The following is a 26,115-nucleotide window of genomic DNA, read 5'->3' on the forward strand; positions in this document are numbered from 1 at the left end:
ATGAAGGTCCGCCGGCTGGTCCTGTTGCGGCACGGCCAGACCGAATACAACGCGGGCAGCCGGATGCAGGGCCAGCTCGACACCGAGTTGTCCGACCTCGGTCGCGATCAGGCGGCGGCGGCCGCCGAGGTGCTCGCCAAGCGTCAGCCGCTGTTGATCGTTTCCTCGGACCTCACGCGCGCCCTCGACACAGCGGTGACCCTGGGTGACCGCGCCGGGGTCGCGGTGCAGGTCGACAAGCGGTTGCGCGAGACGCACCTGGGGGACTGGCAGGGTCTGACCCACCTCGAAGTCGACACGATGGCACCGGGCGCTCGCGTGGCGTGGCGCGAGGACGCGCGGTGGGCGCCGCATGGCGGTGAGAGCCGCGTCGATGTGGCCGACCGCAGCCTCCCGGTGGTGGCTGAAATTGTTGCCGGACAACCGGAATGGGGTCTGGATGGCTCGGACCGTCCGGTCGTGCTGGTGGCGCACGGCGGGCTGATCGCGGCGCTGACCGCGGGGTTGCTCGGTCTCCCGGTGGACAACTGGCCGGTGCTCGGCGGAATGGGCAACGCCAGCTGGGTTCAGCTGTCCGGACATTCGGACGACACCGCGGCAGATGGTGACGCGTTCGACGCCATCAAGTGGCGGCTCGATGTCTGGAATGCCTCGGCGCAGGTGGCCAACGATGTCCTCTGATCGCAGCGCAGCTCGCAGGCCGGTGCTGCTGGTATTCGCCGACTCCCTGTCCTATTTCGGGCCGACCGGGGGGCTGCCGTCCGACGATCCGAGAATCTGGCCCAATATCGTGGCCCATCAGTTGGGTTGGGATGTCGAGCTGATCGGCCGGATCGGTTGGACCACCCGCGACGTCTGGTGGGCTGCCACTCAGGATCCCCGGTCCTGGGCGGCGTTGCCGCGCGCCGGCGCGGTCGTCTTTGCCACCAGTGGTATGGACTCGCTGCCCTCGCCCCTGCCGACGGCGGTACGTGAGCTGATCCGCTATGTGCGCCCGGCGTGGCTGCGCCGCTGGACCCGCGACGGCTACGGCTGGATCCAGCCTCGGCTGTCGCCGATCGCCCGGTCGGCCCTGCCCCCGCACCTGACCGTCGAATATTTGGAGATGACGCGCAACGCCATCGACTTCAACCGGCCGGGCATCCCGGTGGTGGCGTCGTTGCCGTCGGTGCACATTGCCGACACCTACGGCAAGGCCCACCATGGGCGTGAGCCCACGGTCGAGGCGATCACGGCCTGGGCCGCCGAGCATGATGTGCCGCTGGTGGACCTCAAGGCGGCTGTCGCCGACGAGGTGCTCAGCGGTCGGGGCAATCCCGACGGCATCCACTGGAATTTCGAAGCTCACCGTGCTGTGGCCGAGTTGATGCTCAAGGGTCTGGCCGCCGCCGGGGTGCCACAACTGGATTCCACCGACTGACGATGGCGGTCAAGGTGGTGACCGACTCGACGTCGCGGTTGCGGCCGGAGTTGTGTGAGCAGTGGGGAATTCGGCAGGTGCCATTGCACATCCTCGATGACGGCGCCGATCTGCGCGACGGTGTCGACGAGATGCCGTCGGACATCTATGACCGGCCCCGCGTCACCACCTCAGGGGCGTCACCGGCCGATCTTGCCGAGATCTACCGGCAGGCACTGGCCGACAGTGGTGGTGATGGTGTTGTCGCCGTGCACATTTCAGCGGCGCTGTCGGGCACCTACAGCACGGCCGCGGCAACGGCCCGTGAGATCGGGCCTGCCGTGCGGGTGGTGAACTCACGTGCCGCGGCCATGGGGGTGGGCTTCGTCGCCCTGGCCGCCGCGGAATCAGCCCGCGGCGGAGGAACTCTCGACACGGTTGAGGCGGCGGCGCGGGCCGCGATCCCGCGCGGGCAGGCGTTCATCGTCGTGCACCGGCTCGACAACTTGCGGCGCAGCGGCCGGATCGGGGCGGCCGCGTCGTGGCTCGGCACCGCGTTGTCACTCAAACCGCTTTTGCGCCTCGATGTGGACGGGCGGCTGGTGCTCTCGCAACGGATCCGGACGATATCGAAAGCACATGCCGCGCTTGTCGATCAGATCGTCGAGGCCGCCGGCGACCGCGCCGTGCGCGTCGTCGTGCACCATGTCGACAACCCGGAGGACGCCGAGGACATCGCCGACGTGCTCACCGAACGCCTGCCGAACCTGCTGTCGCTCTCGGTGACCGACATGGGCCCGGTGCTCGCGGTGCACGTCGGTGGCGGTGCGGTCGGTGCGTGTATCACGGTGGAGGACACTTAGCGGGTCCGGGCTTGCAGACGCCGGTTTCTACCAGTGCGTTGTCGATCCGGCGTGTGCACAACCCTCCGGTGGAAACCGGCGTGGCAGCGCCCGGACGGAGCTAGCCGGCGAACCGTCCCGTGACCGGCGGCAGATCCTTGAGGGTGAGAATGCCCGGTGCCGCGGCCACCACGGCGGGCACCGCATTCGTGACCGGCAGCGCGGTGTAGATCATCCCGAGCCCGTTGAGGCTGACCTCGCTCCAGTCCTTCGACGGCAGGCAGTACACCACGGTGCGCATGTTGGGCACGCCGAACACCTGGATCACGTGGCCGTGCGCCACCGGCTTCGGGGGCGTGACGTGATTGCCCATGATCCAGTTGAATCCGACGCTGACGACGTTCTTGTCGCCCACCCAACCACGGTGGTAGCCGTACACGCTGGCCACCGTGCCCTTGGGGATCTGCATGAACCCAAGATCGGAATCGTCGGTGGCCGGTGTGAACGTGACGTCGAAGGTGATCCGGTCCAGCTTGGCGCCGATGGCGTCGGCCATCATCGCCGCGGACTCGGCGAACACCTCGCTTTCCAGGCGCACGCTCTCGGCCAGCCCCGGCGTCTCCGGGTCTTTGCCGAAGCCCATCGCGGCCATGGTTCCCGCCGATTCGTACACCCCGCAGTCGACCGACTCGGTGATCCGGATTTCATCGACGCTCTCGCATGCGCTGGACAGCACCATGCCCATCATGTTGGTCAGGCCGGGATGGGCGCCGCTTCCGAAGATCGTGGAATTACCTGTCTGGCAAGCCGTTTCGATCCGCTCGAGGTCTTCGGGGGTCTGCTTGCCCCCGGTGATCCAGGCCGCGGTGGAACACACGTTCACCCCGGCTTCCAGCAGTGCGACGAGTTCGTCGACCTTGGGCCAGATGGGGTTGTAGCAACAGGCATCGGGTTTGAGGGCGAGCAGTTGCTCGATGTCGTTGGTGGCCTTGATGCCGGTGGGTTCCGGCCATCCGGCCAGTTCCGCGGCGTCGACTCCGACCTTTTCGGCGCCGTACGCGTACACGCCGACCAGTTCCATGTCGTCGCGGCCGATGATCGCGTGCAGCGAGCGTCGGCCGATGTTGCCGGTGGTCCATTGGATGACCCGAATCGGCTTACCCGCTGCGGTCATGTTCGCCTCCCTCGCTGAGCCCTGCGCCGGACTCTAGACACTATCGGTGAAGTGTTCACCACCGGTAGGCGCCCATCCTGGCGGCAACCACACCGTCGTCGGAGTCGCCGCCGAGAAGTCCACCTTGGTGTTGCCGTTCACGCTGGGGCAGTTAGTCCACAGCGCGAGATTCATCCACAGCCGGCCGGTGCCCGAGGTTCGGGAGCCCGGAATCGTCGTGACCCGCACCTACCGTCGCGGGCATGGGTACCGAATTGTCAGTGGAGCGGCTTCGCCGTCTGGGTGGCCGTTCCGGCACCGCCGACGATCCCGAGACCGGGGAGGGCGCTGAACCAGATCCGGACACGGCCTCCGAGAGCACACTGTCGAGATGGCTGCCGGACACGGCACCGCGGGACGGCCGGGGTTGGCTGGCGGCTGCGCGCGCCGATCCAGGCCGGGCCGGTGCGCTGGCCTTGGCCGGTGTCGGGGTGCTGGCGGTCCTGGTCACGGTTTTCGCCCTGATCCGCCAGCAGCCGCCACCGGTCGCCTCGGCGAATCTTCCACCGGTACAGATGGTTTCGTCGGCCGCGCCGACGCCGGCCGCCCCCGCTGAGCCGGGAGGGCCGGTGGTGGTCAGCGTGGTCGGCCTGGTACACAAGCCAGGCCTGGTGACACTGCAGCCCGGGGCGAGGATCGCCGACGCGCTGGAAGCCGCCGGCGGGGCGCTCGACGGCGCCGACCTGATCGGATTGAACATGGCACGCCGGGTCGGTGACGGTGAACAGATCGTGGTCGGCATCGAGGCGCCACCGGGTCAACCGGTGACCATGGGTAGTTCGGTCGCCGGTGATGTCGGGGCGTCACCATCGCGCGGTGTCTCGGTACCCGCGTCGGGTGCACCGTCGGGGCCGGTGGATCTCAACACCGCGACCGTGGCGGACCTCGATGCGCTGCCAGGTGTCGGCCCGGTGACTGCCGAGGCGATCGTGGCCTGGCGGGCTGCGCACGGCCGGTTCGACAACGTCGATCAACTCGGCGACGTCGACGGGATCGGGCCGGCGCGGCTGGAGAAACTGCGTGAACTGGTCCGGACGTGATCTTCAGGACACGGCCGAGCGGCAGCTCCTGGACCTGCGGACCGTCCCGGCGGCCCTGACCGCATGGTCGGTGTCGGCGGCCGGAATCGTCTGGCACCTCGGAGCCGCGGCGGTGGTGGGCCTCGGCGCCGTGGGGTTGACCTGGCTGGCGCTGCGATGGGGTGCCGGGCCCGACGCGGGGGAGCCTCGGCCGATCGCGGCAGCGGTGCTGGCCGTCGCGGCCGTGGCTGCCGGGTTCGCGATGGCGGTCGCACTCCGCGTACACCAGGTCGAGCATCATCCCATCGCACGGCTCTACGGCAGCAGTGCGACGGTCGAGGTGGTTCCCGGTGAGACCCCGCGGGTGATCAGCGGAGGGCGGCTGATGTTCCGCGCCGCACTGCGTGAGGTCGATCAGGTTCCGATGTCGGGTCGAGTCCTGGTGTTCGCCTCGGCGTCGTTCGGTGGCGCCGGCCCAGGAACCCCGGTGCGCTTTCGCGCCGGCGTGGGCCGCCCGGACCGCAGGGACCTGAGTGTGGCGGTGCTGGCGGCGTCGGGCAGCCCGGCGGTGGGCGAAGCGTCGGCCGTGCAACGTGTTGCCGCGCAGATACGTTCGCGGTTCGCGGATGCGGCACGGGCGGTGCTGCCCGCGGACCAGGCGGCCATGCTGCCGGCCCTGGTACTCGGTGACACCTCGGCGGTCACCGCGACGACCACTGCGCAGTTCCGCACAGCCGGTCTGACCCATCTGACCGCGGTGTCGGGTGCCAACGTCACGATTGTCTGTGGCGCGCTGTTGTTGAGCGCCGTGCTGGTCGGGCCGAGGGTGGCGGTGTTGCTCGCCGGCGCCGGACTGGTCGGCTTCGTCATCGTGGTGCAGCCGTCGGCCAGCGTGTTGCGGGCCGCGGTGATGGGCGCGGTGACGCTGCTGGCGGTGCTGACTCACCGGCGGCGGCAGGCCGTGCCCGCGTTGGCCGGCAGTGTGATCGCGCTGATGATCGCGGCACCCGAACTCGCCGTCGATGTCGGGTTCGCATTGTCGGTGTGCGCCACAGCGGGCATCGTCGTCGTGGCACCGGTGTGGATGCGCCGGTTGCAGGAGCGAGGCTGGCCGCGCCCGTTGGCGGCGGCGGTCAGTGTCGCGGTGGTGGCTCAGTTGGTCACGGCCCCACTGGTGGCCGGGATCTCGGGAACCGTCAGCCTGGTGGCAGTGGCCGCCAATCTTGCGGTGGCAGGGCTGATTCCACCGATCACGGTGATCGGCACGGCGGCGGCGGTGTGCTCGGGTATCTGGCCGGGCGGGGCACAGCTGCTGATCCGCTTCACCGGACCCGAGTTGTGGTGGCTGCTGTCGGTGGCGCGCTGGGCATCGGCGCTGCCCGCGGCCGCGCTGCCGTCGCCGTCGGGGGTGGCCGGTGTGGTGTCGGTCGCGCTGGCAGGTGTGGCGGTGACGGTGTTGTGGCGGCTGCGCTGGGTGCGGCGGGCGCTGGCCGTGCTGGTGTTCGGGTTGCTGGCCTGGGCGCTGGCGGGCCAGGTGGTCGGAGCTGTCGGGTCGGCGTGACACGATCGTCGGTGTGAGTGAACAGATCGACGGTCTGCACCTGGTTCTGGGTGACGAGGAACTGCTGGTCGAGCGAGCCGTGGGGGCGGTGTTGCGGGCACTGCGCCAGCAGGCAGGGTCCGACGACGTCCCGGTGGACCGGATGCGGGCAGGCGAGGTCAGCACCAGCGAGCTCGCCGAGCTGCTGAGTCCGTCGTTGTTCGCCGAGGAGCGTTTGGTGGTGCTGGAGTCCGCCGCCGAGGCGGGCAAGGACGCCGCGGCCCTGATCGCCTCGGCCGCAGCAGATCTGCCTCCCGGCACGGTGCTGGTCGTCATCCACACCGGTGGCGGCCGCGCCAAGGCGCTGGCCGATCAGCTGAAAAAGCTTGGTGCACAGGTGCACCCGTGCGCAAAGATCACCAAGCCGGCCGAGCGTGCCGACTTCGTGCGTGCCGAGTTTCGTCGGTTGCGTGCCAAGGTTTCCGACGACACGGTCAACGCGGTGCTCGACGCGGTCGGGTCGAACATCCGTGAGCTCGCCGCGGTGTGCTCGCAACTGGTGGCCGATACCGCCGGGCAGGTCGACGCCGTCGCGGTGCGCCGGTATCACAGCGGCAAGGCCGAGGTGAAGGGCTTTGACATCGCGGACAAGGCCGTCACCGGAGACGTCGCCGGAGCGGCCGAGGCGTTGCGATGGGCGATGCTGGCCGGTGAGCCGCAGGTGGTGTTGGCCGATGCGCTGGCCGAGGCGGTACACACCATCGCCCGGGTGGGCCCGCTCTCGGGGGACCCCTATCGGCTGGCGGGCGAACTGGGGATGCCGCCCTGGCGGGTGCAGAAGGCGCAGAAGCAGGCGCGCCGATGGTCGCGTGACTCGGTGGCCGAGGCCATGCGGGTGGTCGCCGCCCTCAACGCAGACGTAAAGGGCGCAGCGGCAGATGCCGACTACGCCCTTGAGACAGCGGTACGCCGGGTGGCTGAACTCGCCACCCGGTGAACCGGGAAAACTATCGCGGCTGGAGCCGGAGGATCAAAGCTTGTTGAAGGCCAGGGCCAGGGCCGACTTCTTGTTGGCGGCCTGGTTGGCGTGGATCACGCCCTTGCTGGCGGCCTTGTCGAGCTTGCGGCTGGTCGATACCAGCAACTCGGCGGCCTTGTCCTTCTCGCCCGCGTCGACGGCCTCGCGGAAGCTACGCACAGCCGTACGCAGCGACGACTTCACGGACTGGTTACGCAGCCGGCGACGCTCGTTGGTGAGGATGCGCTTTTCCTGCGACTTGATGTTGGCCACGTAAAAATTCCTTCGTAATTCTCTAGCTGGGGTTACCGAAGTCTGGGTGCGCACACCCGCACTGCGGGCAGCGACTGTTCAGGGTACCAGCGAGGGGCCTGAACTCCCAAAGCGGTGCAGGCGAAACCTCGGGCGCAGCGGGCCCGCTATTCCCCGTTCATACCACGCCAATCGGCCTTTGGCCTGCCGAAACGGGCTGGGCCATTGACCCGGCGAAACCCAGCGGGGTGCGGCAGCATGAAGAGGGTGAGCCTGAGAAGTGTCCGTACGCAAGGGGCCGACTCGAACGGGTCGAAGCCGGCTGGTCAACGTGCCGCTACCGCTCGGCGCGCGAAACACCAGGGTGTCTTCGACGGCTACAACCGGCTGGGCAGATATTCGGAGGCCTTCGACGAGATGTTCGACGCCGCCGGCAACGTCCGCGGCCCGTACAAGGGCATCTTCGCCGAGCTTGCTCCGTCGGATGCCTCCGAGCTGCAGTCGCGCTCGGAAGCGCTGGGCCGGGCCTTCATCGATCAGGGCATCACGTTCTCGCTGTCCGGTCAGGAGCGCCCGTTTCCGCTCGATCTGGTGCCGCGGGTGATCTCTGCGGCCGAATGGTCCCGGCTCGAGCGCGGCATCACCCAGCGGGTCAAAGCGCTGGAGATGTACCTCGACGACATCTACGGCGAGCAGGAGATCCTGCGTGACGGTGTGATCCCGCGCCGGTTGGTGACGTCGTGTGAGCACTTCCACCGCGAGGCTGCCGGCATCGTCCCGCCCAACGGGGTGCGGATCCACGTCGCCGGTATCGACCTGATCCGCGACGACAAGGGCGACTTCCGGGTGCTCGAGGACAACCTGCGATCGCCGTCGGGGGTGTCCTATGTCATGGAGAACCGGCGCACCATGGCGCGGGTCTTCCCGAACCTGTTCGCCACCCATCGGGTGCGTGCCGTCGGCGACTACTCCGCGCACCTGCTGCGCGCGCTGCGCAACGCCGCGCCCACAAACGTGGCCGACCCCACCGTCGTCGTGCTCACACCCGGGGTCTACAACTCGGCCTACTTCGAGCACTCGCTGCTGGCCCGGCAGATGGGCGTCGAACTGGTCGAGGGCCGCGACCTGTTCTGCCGCGACAACGCCGTTTACATGCGCACCACCGAAGGCGAGCGTCAGGTGGACGTCATCTACCGCCGCATCGATGACGCGTTCCTGGACCCGATGCAGTTCCGCCCGGACTCGGTGCTCGGGGTCGCCGGGCTGCTCAACGCCGCCCGCGCCGGGAACGTGGTGATCTCCAGCGCAGTGGGAAACGGGGTCGGTGACGACAAGCTCGTCTACACCTATGTGCCGACGATCATCGAGTACTACCTGGGCGAGAAACCGGTCCTGGCCAACGTCGACACCTACCGCTGCTGGCTGGACGCCGAACGCGAGGAAGTGCTCGACCGGATCGATGAATTGGTCGTCAAACCGGTCGAGGGTTCGGGTGGCTACGGCATCGTGTTCGGGCCGGACGCCTCGGAGAAGGAGTTGGGGGCGATCGCCAAGAAGATCCGCGCCGACCCGCGCGGCTGGATCGCGCAGCCGGTGATGCAGCTGTCCACGGTGCCCACTCAGATCGACACCAAGCTGGCACCTCGGCACGTGGATCTGCGCCCGTTCGCGGTCAACGATGGCAACGACGTCTGGGTGCTGCCCGGCGGGCTGACCCGGGTGGCGCTGCCGGAAGGGTCGTTGGTGGTCAACTCCAGCCAGGGCGGCGGTTCGAAGGACACCTGGGTGCTGGCGTCGCGGACGTCGGCGGCCGACCGCGAGCTGGCCGCAGCCGAGGTGGTGCGGTCGCTGCCCAAATCCGCCGAGGGGCCGAAAAGCAATGGCGCCCCTGATGGTTCGTCGTCCCAACAACAGCAATAGGGGGGGTGGGAGTAGATGCTGGCACGCAATGCCGAGTCGCTGTACTGGATCGGACGCTATGTGGAACGTGCCGACGACACCGCACGCATCCTCGACGTTACGGTGCATCAGTTGCTGGAGGATTCCAGCGTCGACCCGGATGTCGCGTCCCGGACGCTGCTGCGGGTGCTCGGTATCGAGCCGCCAGGGCAGCCCCTGGACGTCTGGTCGTTGACCGACATCGTGGCGTTCAGCCGGGACAGCAGCGGCAACTCGATCGTCGACTCGATCTCGTCCGCGCGTGAGAACGCCCGCGGTGCACGCGAAGTCACCTCGACAGAGATCTGGGAATGCCTCAACACCACCTACAACGCGCTGGCCGAGCGCGAGCGTGCCGCCAAACGTCTGGGCCCGCACGAGTTCCTGTCCTACGTCGAGGGGCGCGCGGCGATGTTCGCCGGGCTGGCCGACTCGACCTTGAGCCGCGACGACGGCTACCGGTTCATGGTGCTCGGCCGCGCGATCGAACGGGTCGACATGACGGTCCGCCTGCTGTTGTCGCGGGTGGGGGACAGCGGTTCGTCGCCGGCCTGGGTCACGTTGTTGCGCTCGGCCGGCGCTCACGACACGTACCTGCGCACCTACCGCGGCGCACTCGACGCCGGTCGGGTGGTCGAGTTCATGTTGCTGGACCGGTTGTTCCCGCGGTCGGTCTTCTACTCGCTGCGGTTGGCCGAACACAGTCTCGATGAGTTGCTCAACCGGCCGCACAGCCGGTTGGGAGCCACCGCAGAGGCGCAGCGCCTACTCGGGCGGGCCCGCAGTGAGCTGGAGTTTCTGCAGCCTGGCGCGCTTCTCGAATCCCTGGATGGCCGACTGGCGGGGTTGCAGAAAACCTGCCGTGATGTCGGAGAAGCGTTGGCGCTGCAGTACTTCCACTCAGCCCCGTGGGTGGCCTGGACCGATGCCGGGCACGGGGACGCGGTCGTGATCGAGGAGGGCGAGGTTTGATGTGGCGGCTACGGGTGGTGCACTCCACGGGATACGCCTACAAGTCGGCGGTGACCGCGTCGTTCAACGAGGCCCGACTGACCCCGCGTTCTGATTCACGTCAGAACGTGATCCTCAACCGGGTGGAGACCATCCCGGCCACCAGGTCGTATCGCTATGTCGACTATTGGGGTACGGCGGTCACAGCGTTCGACCTGCATGCTCCGCACACCGAGTTGGAGGTCTCGGGGTCCTCGGTGGTCGAGACCGACGTCGCGGAAAAACCCGAGGAACTGGTCGGTTGGGATGATCTTGGTACCGAGGCGGTGATCGACCGGTTCTATGAGGTGCTCAGCTCGACCCACTACACCCCGGACAGCAAGCGGATCGCGCGCGTGGGCCGGCGGATCGCCAAGGAACACGACCCGTTCGAGGCGGTCGGGGCGGTGGCACAGTGGGTGCGTAGCGAACTCGACTACGTGCCGGGTACCACGGGCGTGCACTCCTCGGGTCTGGATGCCCTGCGGGAGGGCAAGGGGGTGTGCCAGGACTTCGCCCACCTGTCGTTGATCATGCTGCGGTCCATGGGGATTCCAGCTCGTTACGTGTCGGGATATCTGCATCCGACGCGCGAGGCTGCGGTCGGGGACACCATCGACGGGCAGAGCCACGCCTGGATCCAGGCGTGGACCGGCGGCTGGTGGCACTACGACCCGACCAATGACGCCGAGATCAACGAGCAGTACGTCAGTGTCGGAGTGGGCCGGGACTACTCGGATGTGGCCCCGCTCAAGGGAATCTATTCGGGCGAGGGATCGACCGATCTCGACGTGGTCGTGGAGGTCACCCGACTGGCTTGACGCGGCCCGCCGGGCGCCCCAGGTTGCGGAAGCCGGGGTGGACGTGCGGTGTCAGCCCCTGACGGTCGGCGAGCTTCTCCAGCAGGGCGCGTAGCTCGTCGCGTTGTCTGGCGTCGAGCCCTGCGGTCATGCCGTCATCGTGCCGGCGCGCAAGCTCGCCGATGCGGCGCAGCGCCTTTTTGCCTGCCGTGCTGAGGAACAACGCGTGCAGACGGCGGTCGTCGGGGTTGCGGCGCCGCTCGACGTAGCCGCGGTCCTCCAGATCGTCGACATAACTGACGACGCGACTCGGCAACAGGCTCAGCTGGGTGCTCAGGGACTGCTGGCTGAGCCCCGGTTGAGCGCCGATGGCACGCAGGATTCCGGCATGCGGCGGGGTGAGCTCGAGGGTCGCCATCTGCTCGGCGAACTGCGTCGCGGCCCGGTGGCCGAGCTGTGCCAACAGAAATGCCACGGTGTCGGACCGTCCGTTCTCCACGGTCAAACCGTATCACGGAGAAATCGTTCAAAAGTCAAAACATTCACGAGGTTGAGTTCGGCGGCCGTCGGGCATATCGTTCAAACTATGAATGATTCAACCGCAGATCGAATTCGCGCCGACCGGGCCGCCGGAAGGCAGGGCGGGCCGCCCTTGGCCCCGGTGGTGGCGGTATCCCTGACGCTGCTGCTGGTCGGCCTCGCCGTCGGAGTTGCCCTCGGTGGGGTGATGCCGGTGCCATACGGTGAGGCCGCCGCGGTGGTTGCCTACATCCAGGACCGGCACCTCGCGGTACAGGCCACCGCGGTGGGCACATTCGCCGCATCGGTGCCACTGGCGATCTACGCCGCGACCGTCAGCACCAGGCTGCGCCAGCTCGGGGTGACAGCGCCCGGTGCGACGATCGCGCTGGCCGGCGGCATCCTGGCGGCCGGATCGTTGGCGTTGTCCGGGTTGATCTGCTGGACGATGTCGCGGGCCGAGGTGGTCGTCGACCACGGTCTGATCCGGGCGTTGTACTACCTGGCGTTCCTCACCGGCGGCGTCGGCCACATCGTCGCGCTCGGGTTGCTACTTGCCGGGATCGCGGTGCCCGGCCTCATCCTCGGACTGTTGCCGCGGCCGGTGGCCTGGACCGGGCTGGCCATCGCGGTGTTGGCCGAACTGGCCACGTGCGTGCTGATCTGGCCGGAAGCGGCGGTGATCCTGCCGATCGCCCGGTTCACCGGATTCATCTGGCTCATCGTCGCCGGCGCCCTGCTCCCGGCGCGCCCCGCCGCTCGGAACCGGTCATGAAGCTCAGCGTGAGCGTCACGAATTATTCGTGGCCGGAGCAGATTCACCAGCGGTTGGCCTCACTCGCAGGTTTTCTCGACGGTACCGCCGTCGACACCCTGTGGGTCCCGGATCACCTCGTTCAGGCCGATCCCGCCAGTGCCATCGACGAACCGATGCTGGAGGCCTACACCGCGCTCGGGCACCTCGCGGCGGCGACGAGCCGAATTCGGTTGGGCACCATGGTGAGTGCGGCCACCTTCCGCGCGCCCGCGTTGTTGATCAAGGCCGTGACGACGCTCGATGTTCTCTCCGGCGGCCGCGCCTGGCTCGGGCTGGGCGCCGGCTACAACTCGGCGGAAGCGAGCGCGATGGGATTGTTCCTGCCGGGCACCGCGGAACGGTTCGAGCGGATGACCGAGCTGTTGCGGCTGGCCCAGCACATGTGGTGCGGCGATGAAACTTCTTTCGTGGGTCGATATTTGACACTGCAGCGACCGGTGGGCAGTCCCCGTCCCGTCACGGCCCCGCATCCTCCGGTGCTGATCGGTGGCACCGGCGAGCGCCGCACGTTGCGTCTGGTCGCGCAATACGGCGACGCCTGCAACCTTTTCGACATTCCTGACGGTGGCCGCGCCGTCCGCCGCCAGCTCGAGGTGCTCGACCGGCACTGCGCCGATGTCGGCCGGCCGGCCGACCAGATCGAGCGGACCGTGACCACCGCGCTTGACGACGGCGAGCGCTCCGGCGCACTCGTCGAGCGATGTCGCGCGTTGTCGTCCCTGGGCATCCAGCACGTCGTGGTGATCGCCCGCGGCCGCCCGTGGGGTGAGGTCGACCTGAACTGTGTTGCGGAGGCGGCTGATCAGCTGCGCGATCGGGTGCACACCCCGGGGTGAACCTGGACCCGGTGCAGGTCGTCGCCCAGTTCGATCTGGCGGTCGAATATCGAGGCGGCCAGCGCCCGCCAGTCGTCCTCGGTGCCCGCGGCGATGCCGGGCACATAGTGGGTGAGGATCAGGATCCCGACGCCGGCCCGCGCGGCGGTGGCCGCCGCCTCCTGCACCGAGGAGTGATAGTCGCAGATGTCGCGGATCCGTTGCTGGGGAAGAAGTTCGATCAGGTCTTTGCGAATCACGGTGTGCACCAAGGCTCCTGCGCCGTTGGCCAGGGCGTCCAAGCTGGGACATGGCACGGTGTCGCCGGCTGCCACCACCGAGGCCCCGCCGTGTTCGAATCGGAACGCGATCGTCGGGGTCACCGGCTGATGATCGGTGGGGGCGACACGGATCTGCACGCCGTCGTGATCCCACACCATCCCGTCGGTGTATTCACGAACGTCCACCTGTGGTGGACCGGTGAGGTCGGCGTGGTGGGCGATGCGGTAGCCGATGTCATGGCCGAACGCGCGCAACGTCGCGTCGACCACCTCCGCGGTCCCGGGCGGGCCGATGATCGGCAGGGGCGGTGTATCCGGGGTGAATGTGCTCACCCAGCGGGTGATGATCACATCGCCCAGGTCGGCGATGTGATCGCTGTGCAGGTGGGTCAGCAGCAATGCGCTGAGCTGGTTGGCACCCGCGCCGACCGCGGCCAGGCGCTGCAGCACCCCGCGGCCGCAGTCGATCAGAAACATCTGGTCGCCTGCGCGCGCCAGGGTCGACGGTCCGGCCCGCTCCGGATCAGGAATCGGGCTACCGGTGCCGAGCAGCGTGACCTCGATCATGACCTCATTCCTACTCCGTTCCGGCTCAATCAGGCGTGGCTTCTTTCTTACTGACCGCCACCGACCTAGCCTGGTGTGAGGTGGATCACGATCGGAGGTTGCCGATGCGAATCGCGGACGTGCTGAAAAACAAGGGCGCGGCGGTGGTGACGATTTCGCCGGAGACTACCGTGACGGAGCTGTTGGCCGGGCTGACCGAGCTGAACATCGGTGCCATGGTGGTGATCGGGCCCGGCGGGCTGGCCGGCATCGTCTCGGAGCGTGATGTGGTGCGCAATCTGCATGAACGGGGCAGCAGCCTGCTTGCCCAACCGGTGTCGGAGATCATGACGACGGTGGTGGCAACCTGTACGCCGCGCGACACCGTGGATCACCTCAGTGCTCTGATGACCGAGAACCGGGTGCGTCACATTCCCGTGCTCGACGGTGGGCGGCTGGCCGGCATCGTCAGCATCGGCGACATCGTCAAGACCCGGATGGAAGAACTCGAGGCTGAGCAGGAACAGCTGCAGGCCTACATCACCCAGGGGCGTTGACCGCTGGCCTCCTGAGCACCGAAACCACAAATCTTGTGCGATGGTGGGCGTGTGGCTGCCGTTGACGTCCGTCCCCCGAACAAGTCCGACGTGGCGCGGCTTGCCGCCGTCCTGGGGCGGGCCTTCCATCATGACCCGGTGATGTCGTGGATCCTGGCTGACGATGCCCGCCGGGCCAAAGGTCTGCCGCGGATGTTCGCAGCGATCACGCGTCACCACTTCCTTGCCGGCGGCGGTGCCGAGGTGGCCGGCCGGGATGGCGAGATCGGCGCGGCCGCCTTGTGGGACGGGCCCGGCTGTTGGAAGCAGACTGCCGGCGAAGAACTGCGGATGCTGCCCTCGATGGTGCGTGCGTTCGGCCGCGACACGCGACGGGGCCAACAGGTCGTCGAGCTCATGAAGCAGCACCATCCCGAGGAACCGCACTGGTATCTGGCCGTGATCGGCAGCGATCCGACGGTGCGCGGCGGCGGTTTCGGACATGCCCTGATGCAATCGCGCCTCGATCGGGTGGACGCCGAACACGCCCCGGCCTACCTGGAGTCGAGCAACCCCGACAACATCCCCTACTACCTGCGTTTCGGGTTCGAGGTCACCGGGGAGATCGTCCTTCCCGACGGTGGACCGATCATGACGGCAATGTGGCGGGCGCCGCGCTGATCTGTCGCCCGGCTATCCGAAGACCCCGGTCATCTTCATGATGAGCAGGACGCCTACCGCGACGAACACCGCGATCAGCAGCACCAAACCGGCGATCGCGGTGACCGAAGTGGGGGTGTACTTGTGCCTGGGCCGCGGTTCTGGTTCGCCCAGTCCCGAGGTTTGCGCCGAGTCCGGTGGGGTGGCGCCGGGCGCGACGCCACCGCCGGGTTGCAGATCCGGTGTCTCGGCTGGGTCGGGATCTGGTGGTAGCGCGGTCATGGCCTAGGGATGCCCGCTGTCGAGCGCGGGCAATCACGCTGCGTCGCGGCTGTTACAGTGCGAATGCCGACCAACAGGGGAATCCGGTGAAAAGCCGGAACTGACGCGCAACGGTATGAGGCATCGCCTCGAGTCCGATCACCTGGGGTCGGAATGACCGTTGACGGCTCCGCGATTGGGCCCTGGATCAAAGGAAGTTTGACCGTGCGCGTGCTCACCGCACTGTTGTCCCTGTTGTCTGTCGCGTTGTCGGTCACGGTGGCCTGCGGTCATCGAGAGTCTGCGGCAGGGCAGACGGCCGGTGAAGCTTCCGCAGCTGACTCGACCAGCTATCCGCTCACCATCGAGAACTGCGGTGTGAACGTCACTTTCGAGGGACCGCCGCGGCGGGCGGTCTCGCTGTACCAGGCGTCGACCGAAATCCTGCTGTCGCTCGGGCTGGCCGATCGGATGGTCGGCACCTCGACGTGGTTCGATCCGGTGCTTCCCGAACTCGCGGCGGACAACGCCACCGTGCCCCGGCTCGCAGACAACGATCCTGGACTGGAGACGGTCCTGGCAGCCGAGCCGGACCTGGTCACCTCGGCCAGCGCACACACCTACACCTCAGCCGTGGTCGCCGACCGCAGCCGGTTCGCTCAGCTGGGAATCCCTACGTACCAATCGCCTTCGGTGTGTACGGGCGCGAGTGTCGACGGTGAGACCGTCACCCGCACCGAACCGCTGATGCTCGATGCCCTGTATCGGGAGATACGCGAACTCGCCCAGATCTTCGATGTGCAACAGCGCGGCCAGGACCTCATCGACCGGCTCACCCGGCGGCTCGACGACATTCCGTCCACCACCGAGCCGGATGTCAGTGTGGCGTTCTGGTTCTCGGGACTGCGGACGCCGTATCTCGCGGGCTGCTGCTCGGCGCCGGGACTGTATGCCGGCGAACTCGGCGTCACCAACGTCTTCGCCGATACCCGCGAGGACTGGCCGGAGGTCAGCTGGGAGGCGCTGGCCGACCGCGACCCCGACGTGTTGGTACTGGCCGACTTGAACCGAAGGCGTGTCGACGGGGACGCACTGGAGTCGAAAATGACATTCCTGGAGTCGAATCCGGTGACCAGGAACATGACCGCGGTGCGAAACAAGCGCTACGTCGTGCTGAGCGGGTCCGAACTGGATCCCGGGATCCGCGAGGTCGACGCGGTGGTGAAATTGGCGGCCGGTCTCAAGGCCTTCGGGTTGGCCCGGTGAACCGCGCGGCCCGCCTGATGGTCGGGGTGGTGAGCGCGTGGTCGTTGGTGGGATGCGCTCAGTCCACCCACGCGGTCCCGGATCCGGCCGAATCGCCCGGATACCCACTGACGGTGCGGAATTGCGGCCGGGAAGTGGTGATCGGTGCGCCGCCGCGGCGTGCTGTCTCGCTGAACCAAGGTTCCACCGAGATACTGCTTTCGCTGGGCCTGGCGGACCGCATGGTCGGCACCGCGACGTGGACGGACCCCGTCCGCGCCGATCTCGACGGCGAAAACGCCCGGGTACCGCGATTGGCGGTGAACAAGCCGTCGCTGGAGACCGTGCTCGGCGCCGAACCCGATTTCGTGTCGGCCTCCTTCGGCGGAACCCTCGGGCCCGGCGGCGTCGCCGACCGCGAACAGTTCGAACGCCTCGGTGTCCCGACGTATCTGGCACCCAGCGACTGCGAGGGAAAGACCGCGGTCAATGGCGACGGTGCGCGCACCACGCCGTTCGAGATGGAGGCGATATACACCGAAATCGGTGAACTGGCGAAGATATTCGATGTCGCCGATCGCGGCGACCGGCTCATCGCGCAGCTGCGCGCCCGGTTGGACCGCATCGCCGGGGTCCCGTTCGGCGTCGACATGGCGTTCTGGTTCTCCGACATCCGTGCTCCCTACTTCGCCGGCTGCTGCGGATCTCCCGGCGTGATCGCTGGGTCGGTGGGGGCCCGCAATGTGTTCGCCGACACCACCGATGAATGGCCGCAGGTGAGTTGGGAGACTGTGGCCGACCGCGACCCGGACGTGCTGGTCCTCGCCGACCTGAGCCGACGCACGATCGATGGTGACGCGTTGGAGACCAAAATCGAGTTCCTGGAGTCGAATCCGCTCACCCAGGGACTTACCGCAGTGCGGCACCGTCGCTACATCGTGGTGAACGGGGCGGACCTCAACCCGTCGATCCGCACCGTCGACGGCGCTGAGAAAGTGGCAAAGGGCCTGGCCGAACTCGGATTTGGCGCGGCGCCGTGAGACTTCGCACCACGTGGATCGGCGGTCTGTGGGCCGCCGGAGTGGTCCTCGTGGTGTTCTCCGCCGCGGTGGCCATCACGATCGGACCGGCCGCATTGTCGGTGGGGGACGTGTATCGCATTGTCGGCGACCGTCTCGGCGCGGGGCCGTCGGGGGCGACCCGGCTGCAGGAGAGCATCGTCTGGCAATTGCGATTGCCGCGGGTCGTCCTGGCGGCGATCGCCGGGGCCGGGTTGGCCTTGTGCGGGGCGATACTGCAGTCCCTGCTCCGCAATCCCTTGGCCGACCCGTTCGTGCTGGGCATCTCCTCGGGTGCCTCTACCGGTGCCGTGCTGGTCGCGGTGCTCGGCGTCGGCGCGGGCACGCTGAGCCTGTCCGGTGGCGCCTTCGCCGGCGCGGTGTTGTCGTTCGCCGTGGTGCTGCTGTTGGCCTACGCGGCCGGCGGCGGGACCGATCGGGTGGTGCTGGCCGGGGTGGCCGGCACCCAGCTGTTCTCGGCACTGACGTCGTTCATCGTGCTGTCGTCGGCCGACGCCGAACAGACCAGGGGAGTGCTGTTCTGGCTGTTGGGGTCGCTGGCCGGAGTGTCCTGGTCCGACGTGACCACCTGCTCGATGGTGGTCGGTGTCGGGTTGGCGCTGTGCCTGGCCCAGGCACGCACCCTTGACGCGTTCGCATTCGGGCAGGATGCGGCCGCGACGCTGGGGGTCGCGGTGACCCGGGTACGCGTCGTGTTGCTGGTGATGACCGCACTGGTGACGGCGGCGCTGGTCAGCGCCGCCGGGGCGATCGGTTTCGTCGGGCTCGTGCTGCCGCACGCCGCGCGCTTTGTCGTCGGGCCCGGCCATCGGCGCTTGTTGCCGACAGCGGTGATCCTCGGCGCGGTCTTCATGGTCTGGGTGGACACCCTGGCCCGTACGGTCTTCGCCCCGCAGGAATTGCCCACCGGTGTGGTCACCGCACTACTCGGCGTTCCCGCCTTCGCACTGATCTTGTTGCGGCGCAGAGGAGTACGCCGATGAGTCTGCGGGCGGTCGCGGTGTGCTGGACCCGTTCGGGAAGGGCCGTCCTGGACGGCGTCACGGTGGATCCGGCTCCCGGTAGCACCGTGGGACTGTTGGGCCCCAACGGTTCCGGCAAGTCGTCCCTGTTGCGCCTGCTGGCCGGCATCGACCGGCCCGACTCGGGCAGTGTGCAGCTCGACGGCCGTGAGCTGCACACGATGTCGCGGAGGGCGGTGGCGCGGCGCGTGGCGGTGGTCGGCCAGCACGCGGACACCGATCTGGACATCGCGGTGCGTGACATCGTGCGGTTGGGCCGGATCCCGCACGCCCCGCTGTTCGGCGGCGGTGGCGACGACACCGCCGCGGTGGCCGCGGCGATCGCCGCCACCGGCCTCGACGAGATGGCCGACCGGGCATGGCACACCCTCTCGGGCGGGGAACGTCAGCGCGTACACATCGCCCGGGCCTTGGCTCAGGAGCCCAGCGAGTTGTTGCTCGACGAACCGACCAACCATCTCGACATCGCTCATCAGCTGGAGATCATGGCGATGGTCCGCGCGCTCGACGTCACCAGTGTGGTGGCGCTGCACGATCTCAACCTCGCGGCGATGTTCTGCGACGACGTGGTGGTGCTGTCGGCCGGCACCGTGGTGGCTGCCGGCAGCCCGGCCGAGGTGCTGACCGAAGACCTGGTGGCCGGTGTCTACGGCGTGCGCTGCCGGATCACCGTCGATGACTGCGGCCCGTACGTGCGCTTCGAGCACGGCGGGGCGGCCGGTCAGCTCCAGGAGTATTGAGCGCGCAACCGGACGGCGACGGCCTCGAAGCGGGTGCGGTCCAGGATCGCACCCTCGCGGCGGATGCCCTCTTCTGGCACATCGAGCACCCGGTCCAGCCGGACCCAACTCGGCCTGCCGTCGTAGTCCCAGGTGCCCGTGCCGATGCCGATCCAATCCGGATCGTCTCGGTGGTAGTCCTGGCTGGACAGCATCAACCCGAGCAGGGTGTGCTGATCGCGACCCACCACCAGGACGGGGCGGTCTTTACCCTGGGTCGGATCGTCTTCGTAGACCACCCAGGTCCACACGATCTCGCCCGGATCGGCCTGCCCGTCCAGATCGGGCGCGTAGACGACTTTGCGGGCCCGGTGTGCGGTCGGCACGCTGTGCTTCGACACCGGCCGGCCGGCGGTGATCGCCTGGGGTGGCGCGGCGGTGGCACCGGCGAGCACACCCAGGCCCAGCCGAAGACCCTGCTGAAGGCCTTGTTGGATGCCCTGCTGCACGGTCCGCGGCACATTGTCCGTGGTCTGTAACTGGCGCACGAACTTCGGTGCCTCGTTGAACACCAGGTTCTCGGCGCCATCCACTACGCCCCTCAGAACCTGTTGGAACGCCTTCCACTGCGACGCCATGGTGTCGAGCATATGCGAGTGAACTGCCGGCGATTGTGTCGCGACGGTGGTTGCTCGATACCCTTAGGAAGCACACGACGTGCTGGACACCCACGCTCACCAGGAGATTCCCATCAGCAGCTTCGCCGACAAGACGTTCACTGCGCCGGCGCAGATCAGGAACTTCTGCATCATCGCCCACATCGACCACGGCAAGTCGACGCTGGCGGACCGGATGCTGCAGCTCACCGGGGTGGTCGACGACCGGTCGATGCGCGCCCAATACCTGGACCGGATGGACATCGAGCGTGAGCGCGGCATCACCATCAAGGCGCAGAACGTGCGGCTGCCTTGGAAAGTCACCGGTGATGACGGCTCCGAAGAGAACTATGTCCTTCACCTGATCGACACCCCCGGCCACGTCGACTTCACCTACGAGGTGTCGCGTGCTCTGGAGGCCTGCGAGGGTGCGGTGCTGTTGGTCGATGCCGCGCAGGGCATCGAGGCGCAGACGCTGGCGAACCTGTACCTGGCCCTCGACCGGGACCTCACGATCATCCCGGTGCTCAACAAGATCGACCTGCCCGCCGCGGACCCGGAACGTTACGCCGGTGAGCTTGCGCACATCATCGGCTGCGAGCCGTCCGACGTGCTGCGCGTATCCGGCAAGACCGGCGTGGGCGTTGCCGAGCTGCTCGACGAGGTGGTGCGGCAGGTGCCGGCGCCCACCGGCGACGCCGACGCTCCCGCGCGGGCCATGATCTTCGATTCGGTCTACGACATCTACCGCGGTGTGGTCACCTATGTGCGCGTCGTGGACGGCAAGATCACCCCGCGCGAACGCATCGCGATGATGTCCACCGGGGCCACCCACGAGCTGCTCGAGGTCGGCATCGTCTCGCCCGAGCCGAAGGCCAGTGCGGGCCTGGGCGTCGGCGAGGTGGGCTACCTCATCACCGGGGTGAAGGACGTCCGGCAGTCCAAGGTCGGCGACACCGTGACCACCGCGCGCAAGGGCGCGACGGAGGCGCTGACCGGTTACCGCGAACCCAAGCCGATGGTCTACTCGGGCCTCTATCCGGTGGACGGATCGGACTACCCGGATCTGCGTGATGCCCTGGACAAGTTGCAGCTCAACGATGCGGCGCTGACCTACGAGCCCGAGACGTCGGTGGCGCTGGGATTCGGGTTCCGCTGCGGCTTCCTCGGCCTGCTGCACATGGAGATCACCCGTGAGCGGTTGGAGCGCGAGTTCAATCTCGACCTCATCTCCACCTCACCGAACGTCGTCTACCGGGTGATCAAAGACGACGGCACCGAGATCACGGTGACCAACCCTTCGGACTGGCCCGAGGGCAAGGTCCGCGAGGTCTACGAGCCGGTGGTCAAGACCACGGTGATTGCGCCCAGCGAGTTCATCGGCACCATCATGGAGCTGTGCCAGTCACGGCGCGGTGAGCTCGGCGGCATGGACTACCTCTCGCCCGAGCGGGTCGAGCTGCGCTACACCATGCCGTTGGGCGAGATCATCTTCGACTTCTTCGACTCGCTGAAATCACGCACCCGTGGCTACGCCAGCCTGGATTACGAGGAGGCCGGCGAGCAGCAGGCCGACCTGGTCAAGGTCGACATCCTGCTGCAGGGTGAGGCCGTGGACGCGTTCAGCGCCATCGTCCACAAGGATTCGGCATCGGCCTACGGCAACAAGATGACCACGAAACTCAAGGAGCTCATCCCGCGCCAGCAGTTCGAGGTGCCGGTGCAGGCCGCGATCGGGTCGAAAATCATTGCCCGCGAGAACATCCGGGCGATCCGTAAGGACGTGCTGTCCAAGTGCTACGGCGGTGACATCACCCGTAAACGCAAGCTGCTGGAGAAGCAGAAAGAGGGCAAGAAGCGCATGAAGACCATCGGTCGCGTGGATGTGCCCCAGGAAGCGTTCGTCGCGGCGCTGTCCACCGACGCGGCAGCGGACAAGCCCAAGAAGTAAAAGTCCGCCGCGCTAGACGACCTGTAGCACCGCTTTGCCCGCGACCTCGCGGCCCAACAACGCCCGCGCGGCCTCGGGGGTGTGCTCCCACGAATCCCGCAGGCCGATCTGCGGGTCCAGTTCGCCGTCGGCCAACAGGGTCAGCAGGTAGTGCAGATCGTCCTGGAACGGTGCTCGGACGGTGAACGGCTCCAACCGTTTTCGGATTCCGGTGCGCCGTTCCTGCTCGAAGTTGATCGTCGTCGGCTCGTTGGAGGCCATGCCGATGGACTGCACCGAGCCGCCGTCGGACACCAGGCTGAAGGCCTGGGCCAGAAGCTTCCCGCCGACATTGTCGAGCACGCCGTATACCGGCTCGGACACCGCGTCGAGGCCGACCACCACTTCGGCTGCGCCCAGTTCCGCCAGGCCTTCACCGCGCCGGGCGCTGCCGACGGCGGCCACCACGTGGGCGCCGGCCCGCGCCGCGAGCTGCACGGCGAACCGGCCGACACCGCCGGACGCGCCGGTGATCAGTACCCGGCGCCCGACGACCGGGCCGAGGGCGCGCAGTGCCTGCAGCGCGGTCACCCCGGCAACGGGCAGTGCGGCCGCTTCGTCGAACTCGACGAACTCGGGCAACTCCGCCAGATTGTCGGTGGACACCACGCGCCGTTCAGCCCAGCCGGCCTCACCACTGAATCCGACCACTCTGGCACCCACTGGCGGTCCGGAGCCGTCGGCCGCAGCCCGGGTGACGACGCCGGCACTGTCCCAACCGGGAATTTCGCCGGGGCGGCGCATCTGATCGATGAAGTGCAGTTCCCCGAAATTCAATGCGATCGCGTGGACGTCGATGAGGGCCTGAGATTCGGTTGCCGAAGGCTCGGCCACTTCGTCGAAACGGAGGTTGGCGGGCGCGTGCGGGTCGTAGACGAGGGCTCGCATGAACGGGCTAACCCCGAATTGTGCGCAGCTATTCCATAGGCTGGCCCGCGTGAGCGAGAAGGACCGCATCCGCTGGGACGCGGCCTACACCGACTCGGGGCCAGACGAAACAGCAGCCCTGCCCGAGGTGTTCAGCGACCACGCGGACCGGTTTCCGCGGTCCGGCTCAGCGCTCGACATCGCGTGTGGAACCGGCCGGGCCGCGATGTGGTTGGCTCGGCGCGGGCTACACGTGTGGGGTCTCGACGTGTCCGCTGTGGCGATCAACCAGGCGAGACATTCAGCCGTGCGTCAGGGGGTGGCAGCGCGCTGCCGCTTCGATGCCGCCGATCTCGACGAGGGCCTGCCGGAGGGCCCAGCGGTTGATGTGGTGCTGTGCCATCGCTTCCGTGATCCCGGCCTCTACCCGGCGTTGGCGGCCCGCCTGCGGCCCGGCGGCCTGCTGGCCATCTGTGTGCTGAGCGAAGTCGGTGCCCAGCCGGGCCGGTTCCGGGCCGCCGCGGGAGAGCTCGAGGCGGCCTTCGCCGGCCTTGAGATCCTCGCCGCGTCGGAGGGCGACGGTCAGGCCTGGTTGGTGGCCCGGGCGCCCGCCGGCGCACAGCGTTGACCGGCTACATCGGCGCGTTGGCGGGCTGGAACACCCCGGAACTGTCGGACTCCTCCTCGGCCCGGATCACGTGCACCACGGCGTTGATCAGCGCCAGGTGCGTGAACGCCTGCGGGAAGTTGCCCAGGTGACGACCCGTGCGTGGCTCGATCTCCTCGGCGTACAGATGCAGCGGGCTGGCGAACGACAACAACCGCTCCAACAGATGCTTGGCCCGGCTCACCTCGCCGATCTCGACGAGCGCCGACACCAGCCAGAACGAACAGATCGTGAAGGTGCCCTCTTCACCGGACAGGCCGTCGTCGGTCTCCTCGACGCGGTAGCGCAGCACCAGGCCGTCCTCGGTGAGTTCGTCGGCGATGGCCAGCACCGTGGCCCGGACCCGTGGATCGTCCGAGGGCAGGAACCGGGTCAGCACCGCCAGCAGCAGCGAGGCGTCCAGCGCATCGTCGTTGTAACGCTGGGTGAGAACGCCACGGGAGTCCACGCCCCGGGCCAGCACGTCGGCCTTGATCTCTTCGGCGGTCGCTCGCCACTGCTGGGCGTAGCTCTTCTCTCCCTGCAGTTCGGCCAGCTTCGAACCGCGGTCCAGCGCCACCCAGCACATGATCTTGCTTGAGGTGAAGTGCTGCGGTTCGCCACGTACCTCCCAGATGCCCCGGTCGGGCTCCTTCCAGTGCTTGATGGCTTCCTCGACCTGGTTCTTCAGCACGGGCCACAATGCCTCGGGAATCTGCTCGCGCGACTTGGCGTGCAGGTACACCGAATCGAGCATGGTGCCCCAGATGTCGTGCTGCATCTGGTTGTAGGCGCCATTGCCGATGCGCACGGGCCGGGCGTTGTCGTAACCCGACAGGTGGGGCAGCTCTTCCTCGACCAGGCTGCGTTCGCCTCCGACCCCGTACATCACCTGCAGCGGGTGCCGCTCGCCGTTGTTCGCGCCGGAGACGTCGGCGATGAACGAGAAGAAATCGTCGGCCTCCCGGTCCAGGCCGAGCGTGTACAAACCCCACAGCGCGAAGGTGGAGTCGCGTATCCACGAATAGCGGTAGTCCCAGTTTCGTTCGCCGTGCGGGGTTTCCGGCAGCGACGTGGTCGGCGCGGCCAGCAGGGCTCCGGTCGGCGAGTAGGTCAGCCCCTTGAGCGTCAGCGCGCTGCGCTGCAGGTACGACCGCCACGGGTGGTCAGGGAAGTCGCCGATGTTGATCCACTGCCGCCACGACTCGCTGGTCTTCCACATCTTCTCGGCGGCCTCGTCGTAGGTCTGCGGGGCCGGGTGCTTGGACCAGCTCAGCGCGACGAACACGTTGTCGCCTTCGGTCAGCCTGGTACGGGCGCGGGCCTCGCGGCCCTCGATGCCGATGCGCAGGTTGGTGGTGAGCCGCAGGGTGGGGTGGGAGTCCGGGTTGCGGCTGGCGCGGGCGATGGCTTCGCCATATGCCGGACCCGAGTACTCCCAAGACGCGCTGACCCGGTGGTAGTCGAACGCGGGCTCGCAGTTCATCACCAGTTCGACAGTCCCGCTGACGCACCGCACGGTGCGCAGCAGGATGTGCTCGGCATCCCAGTCCATCGGGGTGCGCCGATGGGTGCGGGAGCGGGTGTCGATGTCGTGCCACGGGCCCATCACCAGCGCGTCGCGCACGATCAGCCAGCCGGTGTGGGTTTGCCAGGTGGTTTCCAGGATCAGGCTGCCCGGCAGGTAGCGGCGCGCGGCCGGAACGGTCACGCCGTAGGGGCCGAGGCGGAAGTGGCCGGCGCTGCGGTCCAGGATCGCTCCGAACACGCTGGGGGAGTCCGGCCTGGGGACGCACAGCCACTCCACCGAGCCGGCCGAGGAGATCAGGCAGGTGTTCTCGCAGTCGGACAGGAAGCCGTAGTCGGCGATCGGTGGGAACGGGTTCCGTAGGCCCCCGCCCGAGGAGTACGGCACCGGGGCGGTGACCGTCAACGGCGCCTGGGGCGCCTTGGCAGTGGCAGGCGTCTTGTCGAGTGCCGCGACGACATCCGTGGGCTCGGTGTGTTGCAGGACCATCCGCACATCATCATCTGCGGACAGAGGTGTCGTCTACCCGAGACACACGTGTCGAACGTAACGGGTGGGGCGGGACCGAGAACGGATGAACCGGGCGATCGCCTACGCTTGCCCCATGGCGGCAATCCTGAACTGGTGGGACGGCGTCGAATTGTGGCTGACCGGGCTGCCGTTCGTCGTGCAGACCGCTGTGGTGATGCCCGTGGTGCTGGCCCTGGCCTATGGCAGCGCTGTCGTCCTCGACGGTGCGCTGGGCCGGGGAAGCGCCGGGCTGCGCCGGCTGCGCCACGCCCCGGCTGACGAGGCGGAATCAGAGTGAACCCGATGCCGCGCTCACGTGTCACGTTGATCTTGATTCTGCTGGTTGTGCTGGTCATCGTGATGTGGTTGCTGACCCGCTAGCCAGCCGCCGAGCGCTCGACGGGCGC

The 26,115-nt window shown here is 67.9% G+C and carries 28 protein-coding genes and 1 riboswitch; of the genes, 20 read left to right on the plus strand and 8 right to left on the minus strand.

Annotated features, from left to right (window positions below):
- From gpgP to E0T84_RS11115, 3 genes are read left to right on the plus strand one after another with little or no spacing between them, the layout of a single operon-like run.
- Entirely contained in the window at positions 1–681 is a 681-nt protein-coding gene (gene gpgP / locus E0T84_RS11105; RefSeq protein ID WP_070189055.1) for a glucosyl-3-phosphoglycerate phosphatase, read from the plus strand.
- On the plus strand, positions 671–1,420 hold the full coding sequence (gene octT, locus E0T84_RS11110; RefSeq protein WP_070189056.1) for a diglucosylglycerate octanoyltransferase: 750 nt from the start codon (positions 671–673) through the stop codon (positions 1,418–1,420). Before gpgP ends, octT begins: the two co-directional genes overlap by 11 nt.
- A 2-nt stretch (positions 1,421–1,422) precedes the next feature.
- Complete coding sequence (locus tag E0T84_RS11115) at positions 1,423–2,262, plus strand: DegV family protein (protein ID WP_070189057.1); 840 nt, start codon at positions 1,423–1,425, stop codon at positions 2,260–2,262.
- A gap of 100 nt (positions 2,263–2,362) precedes the next feature.
- Here E0T84_RS11115 and E0T84_RS11120 read toward each other — a convergent pair whose 3' ends face one another.
- Complete coding sequence (locus tag E0T84_RS11120) at positions 2,363–3,415, minus strand: dihydrodipicolinate reductase (RefSeq protein WP_070189058.1); 1,053 nt, start codon at positions 3,413–3,415, stop codon at positions 2,363–2,365.
- A gap of 242 nt (positions 3,416–3,657) precedes the next feature.
- Here E0T84_RS11120 and E0T84_RS11125 point away from each other — a divergent pair, with 242 nt between their 5' ends.
- Genes E0T84_RS11125 through holA form a run of 3 tightly spaced genes read left to right on the plus strand, consistent with a single transcriptional unit; the run spans position 3,658 to position 7,010 of the window.
- The gene (locus E0T84_RS11125; RefSeq protein WP_070189059.1) at positions 3,658–4,494 is read left to right on the plus strand and encodes a ComEA family DNA-binding protein; all 837 of its coding nucleotides are present in this window, start codon (positions 3,658–3,660) and stop codon (positions 4,492–4,494) included.
- Complete coding sequence (locus E0T84_RS11130) at positions 4,475–6,034, plus strand: ComEC/Rec2 family competence protein (RefSeq protein ID WP_070189060.1); 1,560 nt, start codon at positions 4,475–4,477, stop codon at positions 6,032–6,034. Before E0T84_RS11125 ends, E0T84_RS11130 begins: the two co-directional genes overlap by 20 nt.
- 25 nt (positions 6,035–6,059) lie before the next feature.
- The gene (gene holA, locus E0T84_RS11135; protein WP_171054989.1) at positions 6,060–7,010 is read left to right on the plus strand and encodes a DNA polymerase III subunit delta; all 951 of its coding nucleotides are present in this window, start codon (positions 6,060–6,062) and stop codon (positions 7,008–7,010) included.
- A gap of 33 nt (positions 7,011–7,043) precedes the next feature.
- Here holA and rpsT read toward each other — a convergent pair whose 3' ends face one another.
- Positions 7,044–7,304, minus strand: coding sequence for a 30S ribosomal protein S20 (gene rpsT, locus E0T84_RS11140; protein WP_070189062.1), 261 nt, complete (start codon positions 7,302–7,304; stop codon positions 7,044–7,046).
- A 237-nt stretch (positions 7,305–7,541) separates the two neighbouring features.
- Here rpsT and E0T84_RS11145 point away from each other — a divergent pair, with 237 nt between their 5' ends.
- From E0T84_RS11145 to E0T84_RS11155, 3 genes are read left to right on the plus strand one after another with little or no spacing between them, the layout of a single operon-like run.
- On the plus strand, positions 7,542–9,203 hold the full coding sequence (locus E0T84_RS11145; RefSeq protein WP_171054984.1) for a circularly permuted type 2 ATP-grasp protein: 1,662 nt from the start codon (positions 7,542–7,544) through the stop codon (positions 9,201–9,203).
- 15 nt (positions 9,204–9,218) lie between these two features.
- The gene (locus E0T84_RS11150; RefSeq protein ID WP_070189063.1) at positions 9,219–10,193 is read left to right on the plus strand and encodes an alpha-E domain-containing protein; all 975 of its coding nucleotides are present in this window, start codon (positions 9,219–9,221) and stop codon (positions 10,191–10,193) included.
- On the plus strand, positions 10,193–11,032 hold the full coding sequence (locus E0T84_RS11155; protein ID WP_070189064.1) for a transglutaminase family protein: 840 nt from the start codon (positions 10,193–10,195) through the stop codon (positions 11,030–11,032). Before E0T84_RS11150 ends, E0T84_RS11155 begins: the two co-directional genes overlap by 1 nt.
- Here E0T84_RS11155 and E0T84_RS11160 read toward each other — a convergent pair.
- Positions 11,016–11,510, minus strand: coding sequence for a MarR family winged helix-turn-helix transcriptional regulator (locus tag E0T84_RS11160; RefSeq protein WP_070189065.1), 495 nt, complete (start codon positions 11,508–11,510; stop codon positions 11,016–11,018). The two genes, E0T84_RS11155 and E0T84_RS11160, sit on opposite strands and share 17 nt — an antisense overlap.
- Before the next feature lie 87 nt (positions 11,511–11,597).
- Between E0T84_RS11160 and E0T84_RS11165 the strand changes: the two genes are divergently transcribed.
- Both E0T84_RS11165 and E0T84_RS11170 read left to right on the plus strand, forming a co-directional pair.
- On the plus strand, positions 11,598–12,305 hold the full coding sequence (locus E0T84_RS11165) for a hypothetical protein (protein WP_171054985.1): 708 nt from the start codon (positions 11,598–11,600) through the stop codon (positions 12,303–12,305).
- An 8-nt stretch (positions 12,306–12,313) separates the two neighbouring features.
- Complete coding sequence (locus E0T84_RS11170; RefSeq protein ID WP_249383618.1) at positions 12,314–13,183, plus strand: TIGR03560 family F420-dependent LLM class oxidoreductase; 870 nt, start codon at positions 12,314–12,316, stop codon at positions 13,181–13,183.
- Here the strand turns inward: E0T84_RS11170 and E0T84_RS11175 are convergent.
- Complete coding sequence (locus E0T84_RS11175) at positions 13,150–14,010, minus strand: ribonuclease Z (protein WP_138744485.1); 861 nt, start codon at positions 14,008–14,010, stop codon at positions 13,150–13,152. The two genes, E0T84_RS11170 and E0T84_RS11175, sit on opposite strands and share 34 nt — an antisense overlap.
- A 104-nt stretch (positions 14,011–14,114) precedes the next feature.
- On the opposite strand from E0T84_RS11175, the gene E0T84_RS11180 reads away from it, so the two are divergent.
- Both E0T84_RS11180 and E0T84_RS11185 read left to right on the plus strand, forming a co-directional pair.
- Positions 14,115–14,546: a CBS domain-containing protein gene (locus E0T84_RS11180; RefSeq protein WP_070189140.1), complete on the plus strand. Its 432-nt coding sequence runs from the start codon at positions 14,115–14,117 to the stop codon at positions 14,544–14,546.
- Between the two features lie 51 nt (positions 14,547–14,597).
- Positions 14,598–15,206, plus strand: a complete 609-nt coding sequence (locus E0T84_RS11185) for a GNAT family N-acetyltransferase (RefSeq protein ID WP_138744486.1) — start codon at positions 14,598–14,600, stop codon at positions 15,204–15,206.
- A 12-nt stretch (positions 15,207–15,218) separates the two neighbouring features.
- On the opposite strand, the gene E0T84_RS11190 is transcribed toward E0T84_RS11185, so the two are convergent.
- On the minus strand, positions 15,219–15,467 hold the full coding sequence (locus E0T84_RS11190) for a DUF6480 family protein (protein ID WP_138744487.1): 249 nt from the start codon (positions 15,465–15,467) through the stop codon (positions 15,219–15,221).
- A 32-nt stretch (positions 15,468–15,499) separates the two neighbouring features.
- A riboswitch (cobalamin riboswitch) is annotated at positions 15,500–15,632 on the plus strand.
- A gap of 45 nt (positions 15,633–15,677) precedes the next feature.
- On the opposite strand from E0T84_RS11190, the gene E0T84_RS11195 reads away from it, so the two are divergent.
- The 4 genes from E0T84_RS11195 to E0T84_RS11210 are packed head-to-tail and all read left to right on the plus strand — an operon-like array spanning position 15,678 to position 19,532.
- Positions 15,678–16,712, plus strand: coding sequence for an ABC transporter substrate-binding protein (locus E0T84_RS11195; RefSeq protein ID WP_371725828.1), 1,035 nt, complete (start codon positions 15,678–15,680; stop codon positions 16,710–16,712).
- 17 nt (positions 16,713–16,729) lie between these two features.
- Complete coding sequence (locus E0T84_RS11200; protein ID WP_070189141.1) at positions 16,730–17,731, plus strand: ABC transporter substrate-binding protein; 1,002 nt, start codon at positions 16,730–16,732, stop codon at positions 17,729–17,731.
- Positions 17,728–18,753 (plus strand): iron ABC transporter permease, encoded by a 1,026-nt coding sequence (locus E0T84_RS11205; RefSeq protein ID WP_070189070.1) that lies wholly within the window; start codon positions 17,728–17,730, stop codon positions 18,751–18,753. The genes E0T84_RS11200 and E0T84_RS11205 overlap by 4 nt, the downstream gene beginning before the upstream one ends.
- The gene (locus E0T84_RS11210) at positions 18,750–19,532 is read left to right on the plus strand and encodes an ABC transporter ATP-binding protein (protein ID WP_070189071.1); all 783 of its coding nucleotides are present in this window, start codon (positions 18,750–18,752) and stop codon (positions 19,530–19,532) included. Before E0T84_RS11205 ends, E0T84_RS11210 begins: the two co-directional genes overlap by 4 nt.
- Here the strand turns inward: E0T84_RS11210 and E0T84_RS11215 are convergent.
- Entirely contained in the window at positions 19,514–20,161 is a 648-nt protein-coding gene (locus E0T84_RS11215) for a type II toxin-antitoxin system PemK/MazF family toxin (protein ID WP_070189072.1), read from the minus strand. The two genes, E0T84_RS11210 and E0T84_RS11215, sit on opposite strands and share 19 nt — an antisense overlap.
- Before the next feature lie 67 nt (positions 20,162–20,228).
- Here E0T84_RS11215 and lepA point away from each other — a divergent pair, with 67 nt between their 5' ends.
- Complete coding sequence (gene lepA, locus E0T84_RS11220; protein WP_070189073.1) at positions 20,229–22,118, plus strand: translation elongation factor 4; 1,890 nt, start codon at positions 20,229–20,231, stop codon at positions 22,116–22,118.
- Positions 22,119–22,130: 12 nt separating this feature from the next.
- On the opposite strand, the gene E0T84_RS11225 is transcribed toward lepA, so the two are convergent.
- Positions 22,131–23,045 (minus strand): zinc-binding dehydrogenase, encoded by a 915-nt coding sequence (locus E0T84_RS11225; protein ID WP_070189074.1) that lies wholly within the window; start codon positions 23,043–23,045, stop codon positions 22,131–22,133.
- A gap of 49 nt (positions 23,046–23,094) precedes the next feature.
- Here E0T84_RS11225 and E0T84_RS11230 point away from each other — a divergent pair, with 49 nt between their 5' ends.
- Positions 23,095–23,652 carry a bifunctional 2-polyprenyl-6-hydroxyphenol methylase/3-demethylubiquinol 3-O-methyltransferase UbiG gene (locus tag E0T84_RS11230; protein WP_070189075.1) on the plus strand — a complete coding sequence of 186 codons (558 nt, stop codon included), beginning with the start codon at positions 23,095–23,097 and terminating at the stop codon, positions 23,650–23,652.
- Between the two features lie 4 nt (positions 23,653–23,656).
- Here the strand turns inward: E0T84_RS11230 and E0T84_RS11235 are convergent, their stop codons facing one another.
- Positions 23,657–25,687: a glycoside hydrolase family 15 protein gene (locus tag E0T84_RS11235; RefSeq protein WP_070189076.1), complete on the minus strand. Its 2,031-nt coding sequence runs from the start codon at positions 25,685–25,687 to the stop codon at positions 23,657–23,659.
- 115 nt (positions 25,688–25,802) lie between these two features.
- Here E0T84_RS11235 and E0T84_RS11240 point away from each other — a divergent pair, with 115 nt between their 5' ends.
- On the plus strand, positions 25,803–26,006 hold the full coding sequence (locus tag E0T84_RS11240) for a hypothetical protein (protein ID WP_070189143.1): 204 nt from the start codon (positions 25,803–25,805) through the stop codon (positions 26,004–26,006).
- The last annotated feature ends 109 nt before the right edge of the window (positions 26,007–26,115 follow it).

Source organism: Mycobacterium sp. DBP42, assembly GCF_005924235.1.
Taxonomy (GTDB): Bacteria; Actinomycetota; Actinomycetes; order Mycobacteriales; family Mycobacteriaceae; genus Mycobacterium; species Mycobacterium syngnathidarum.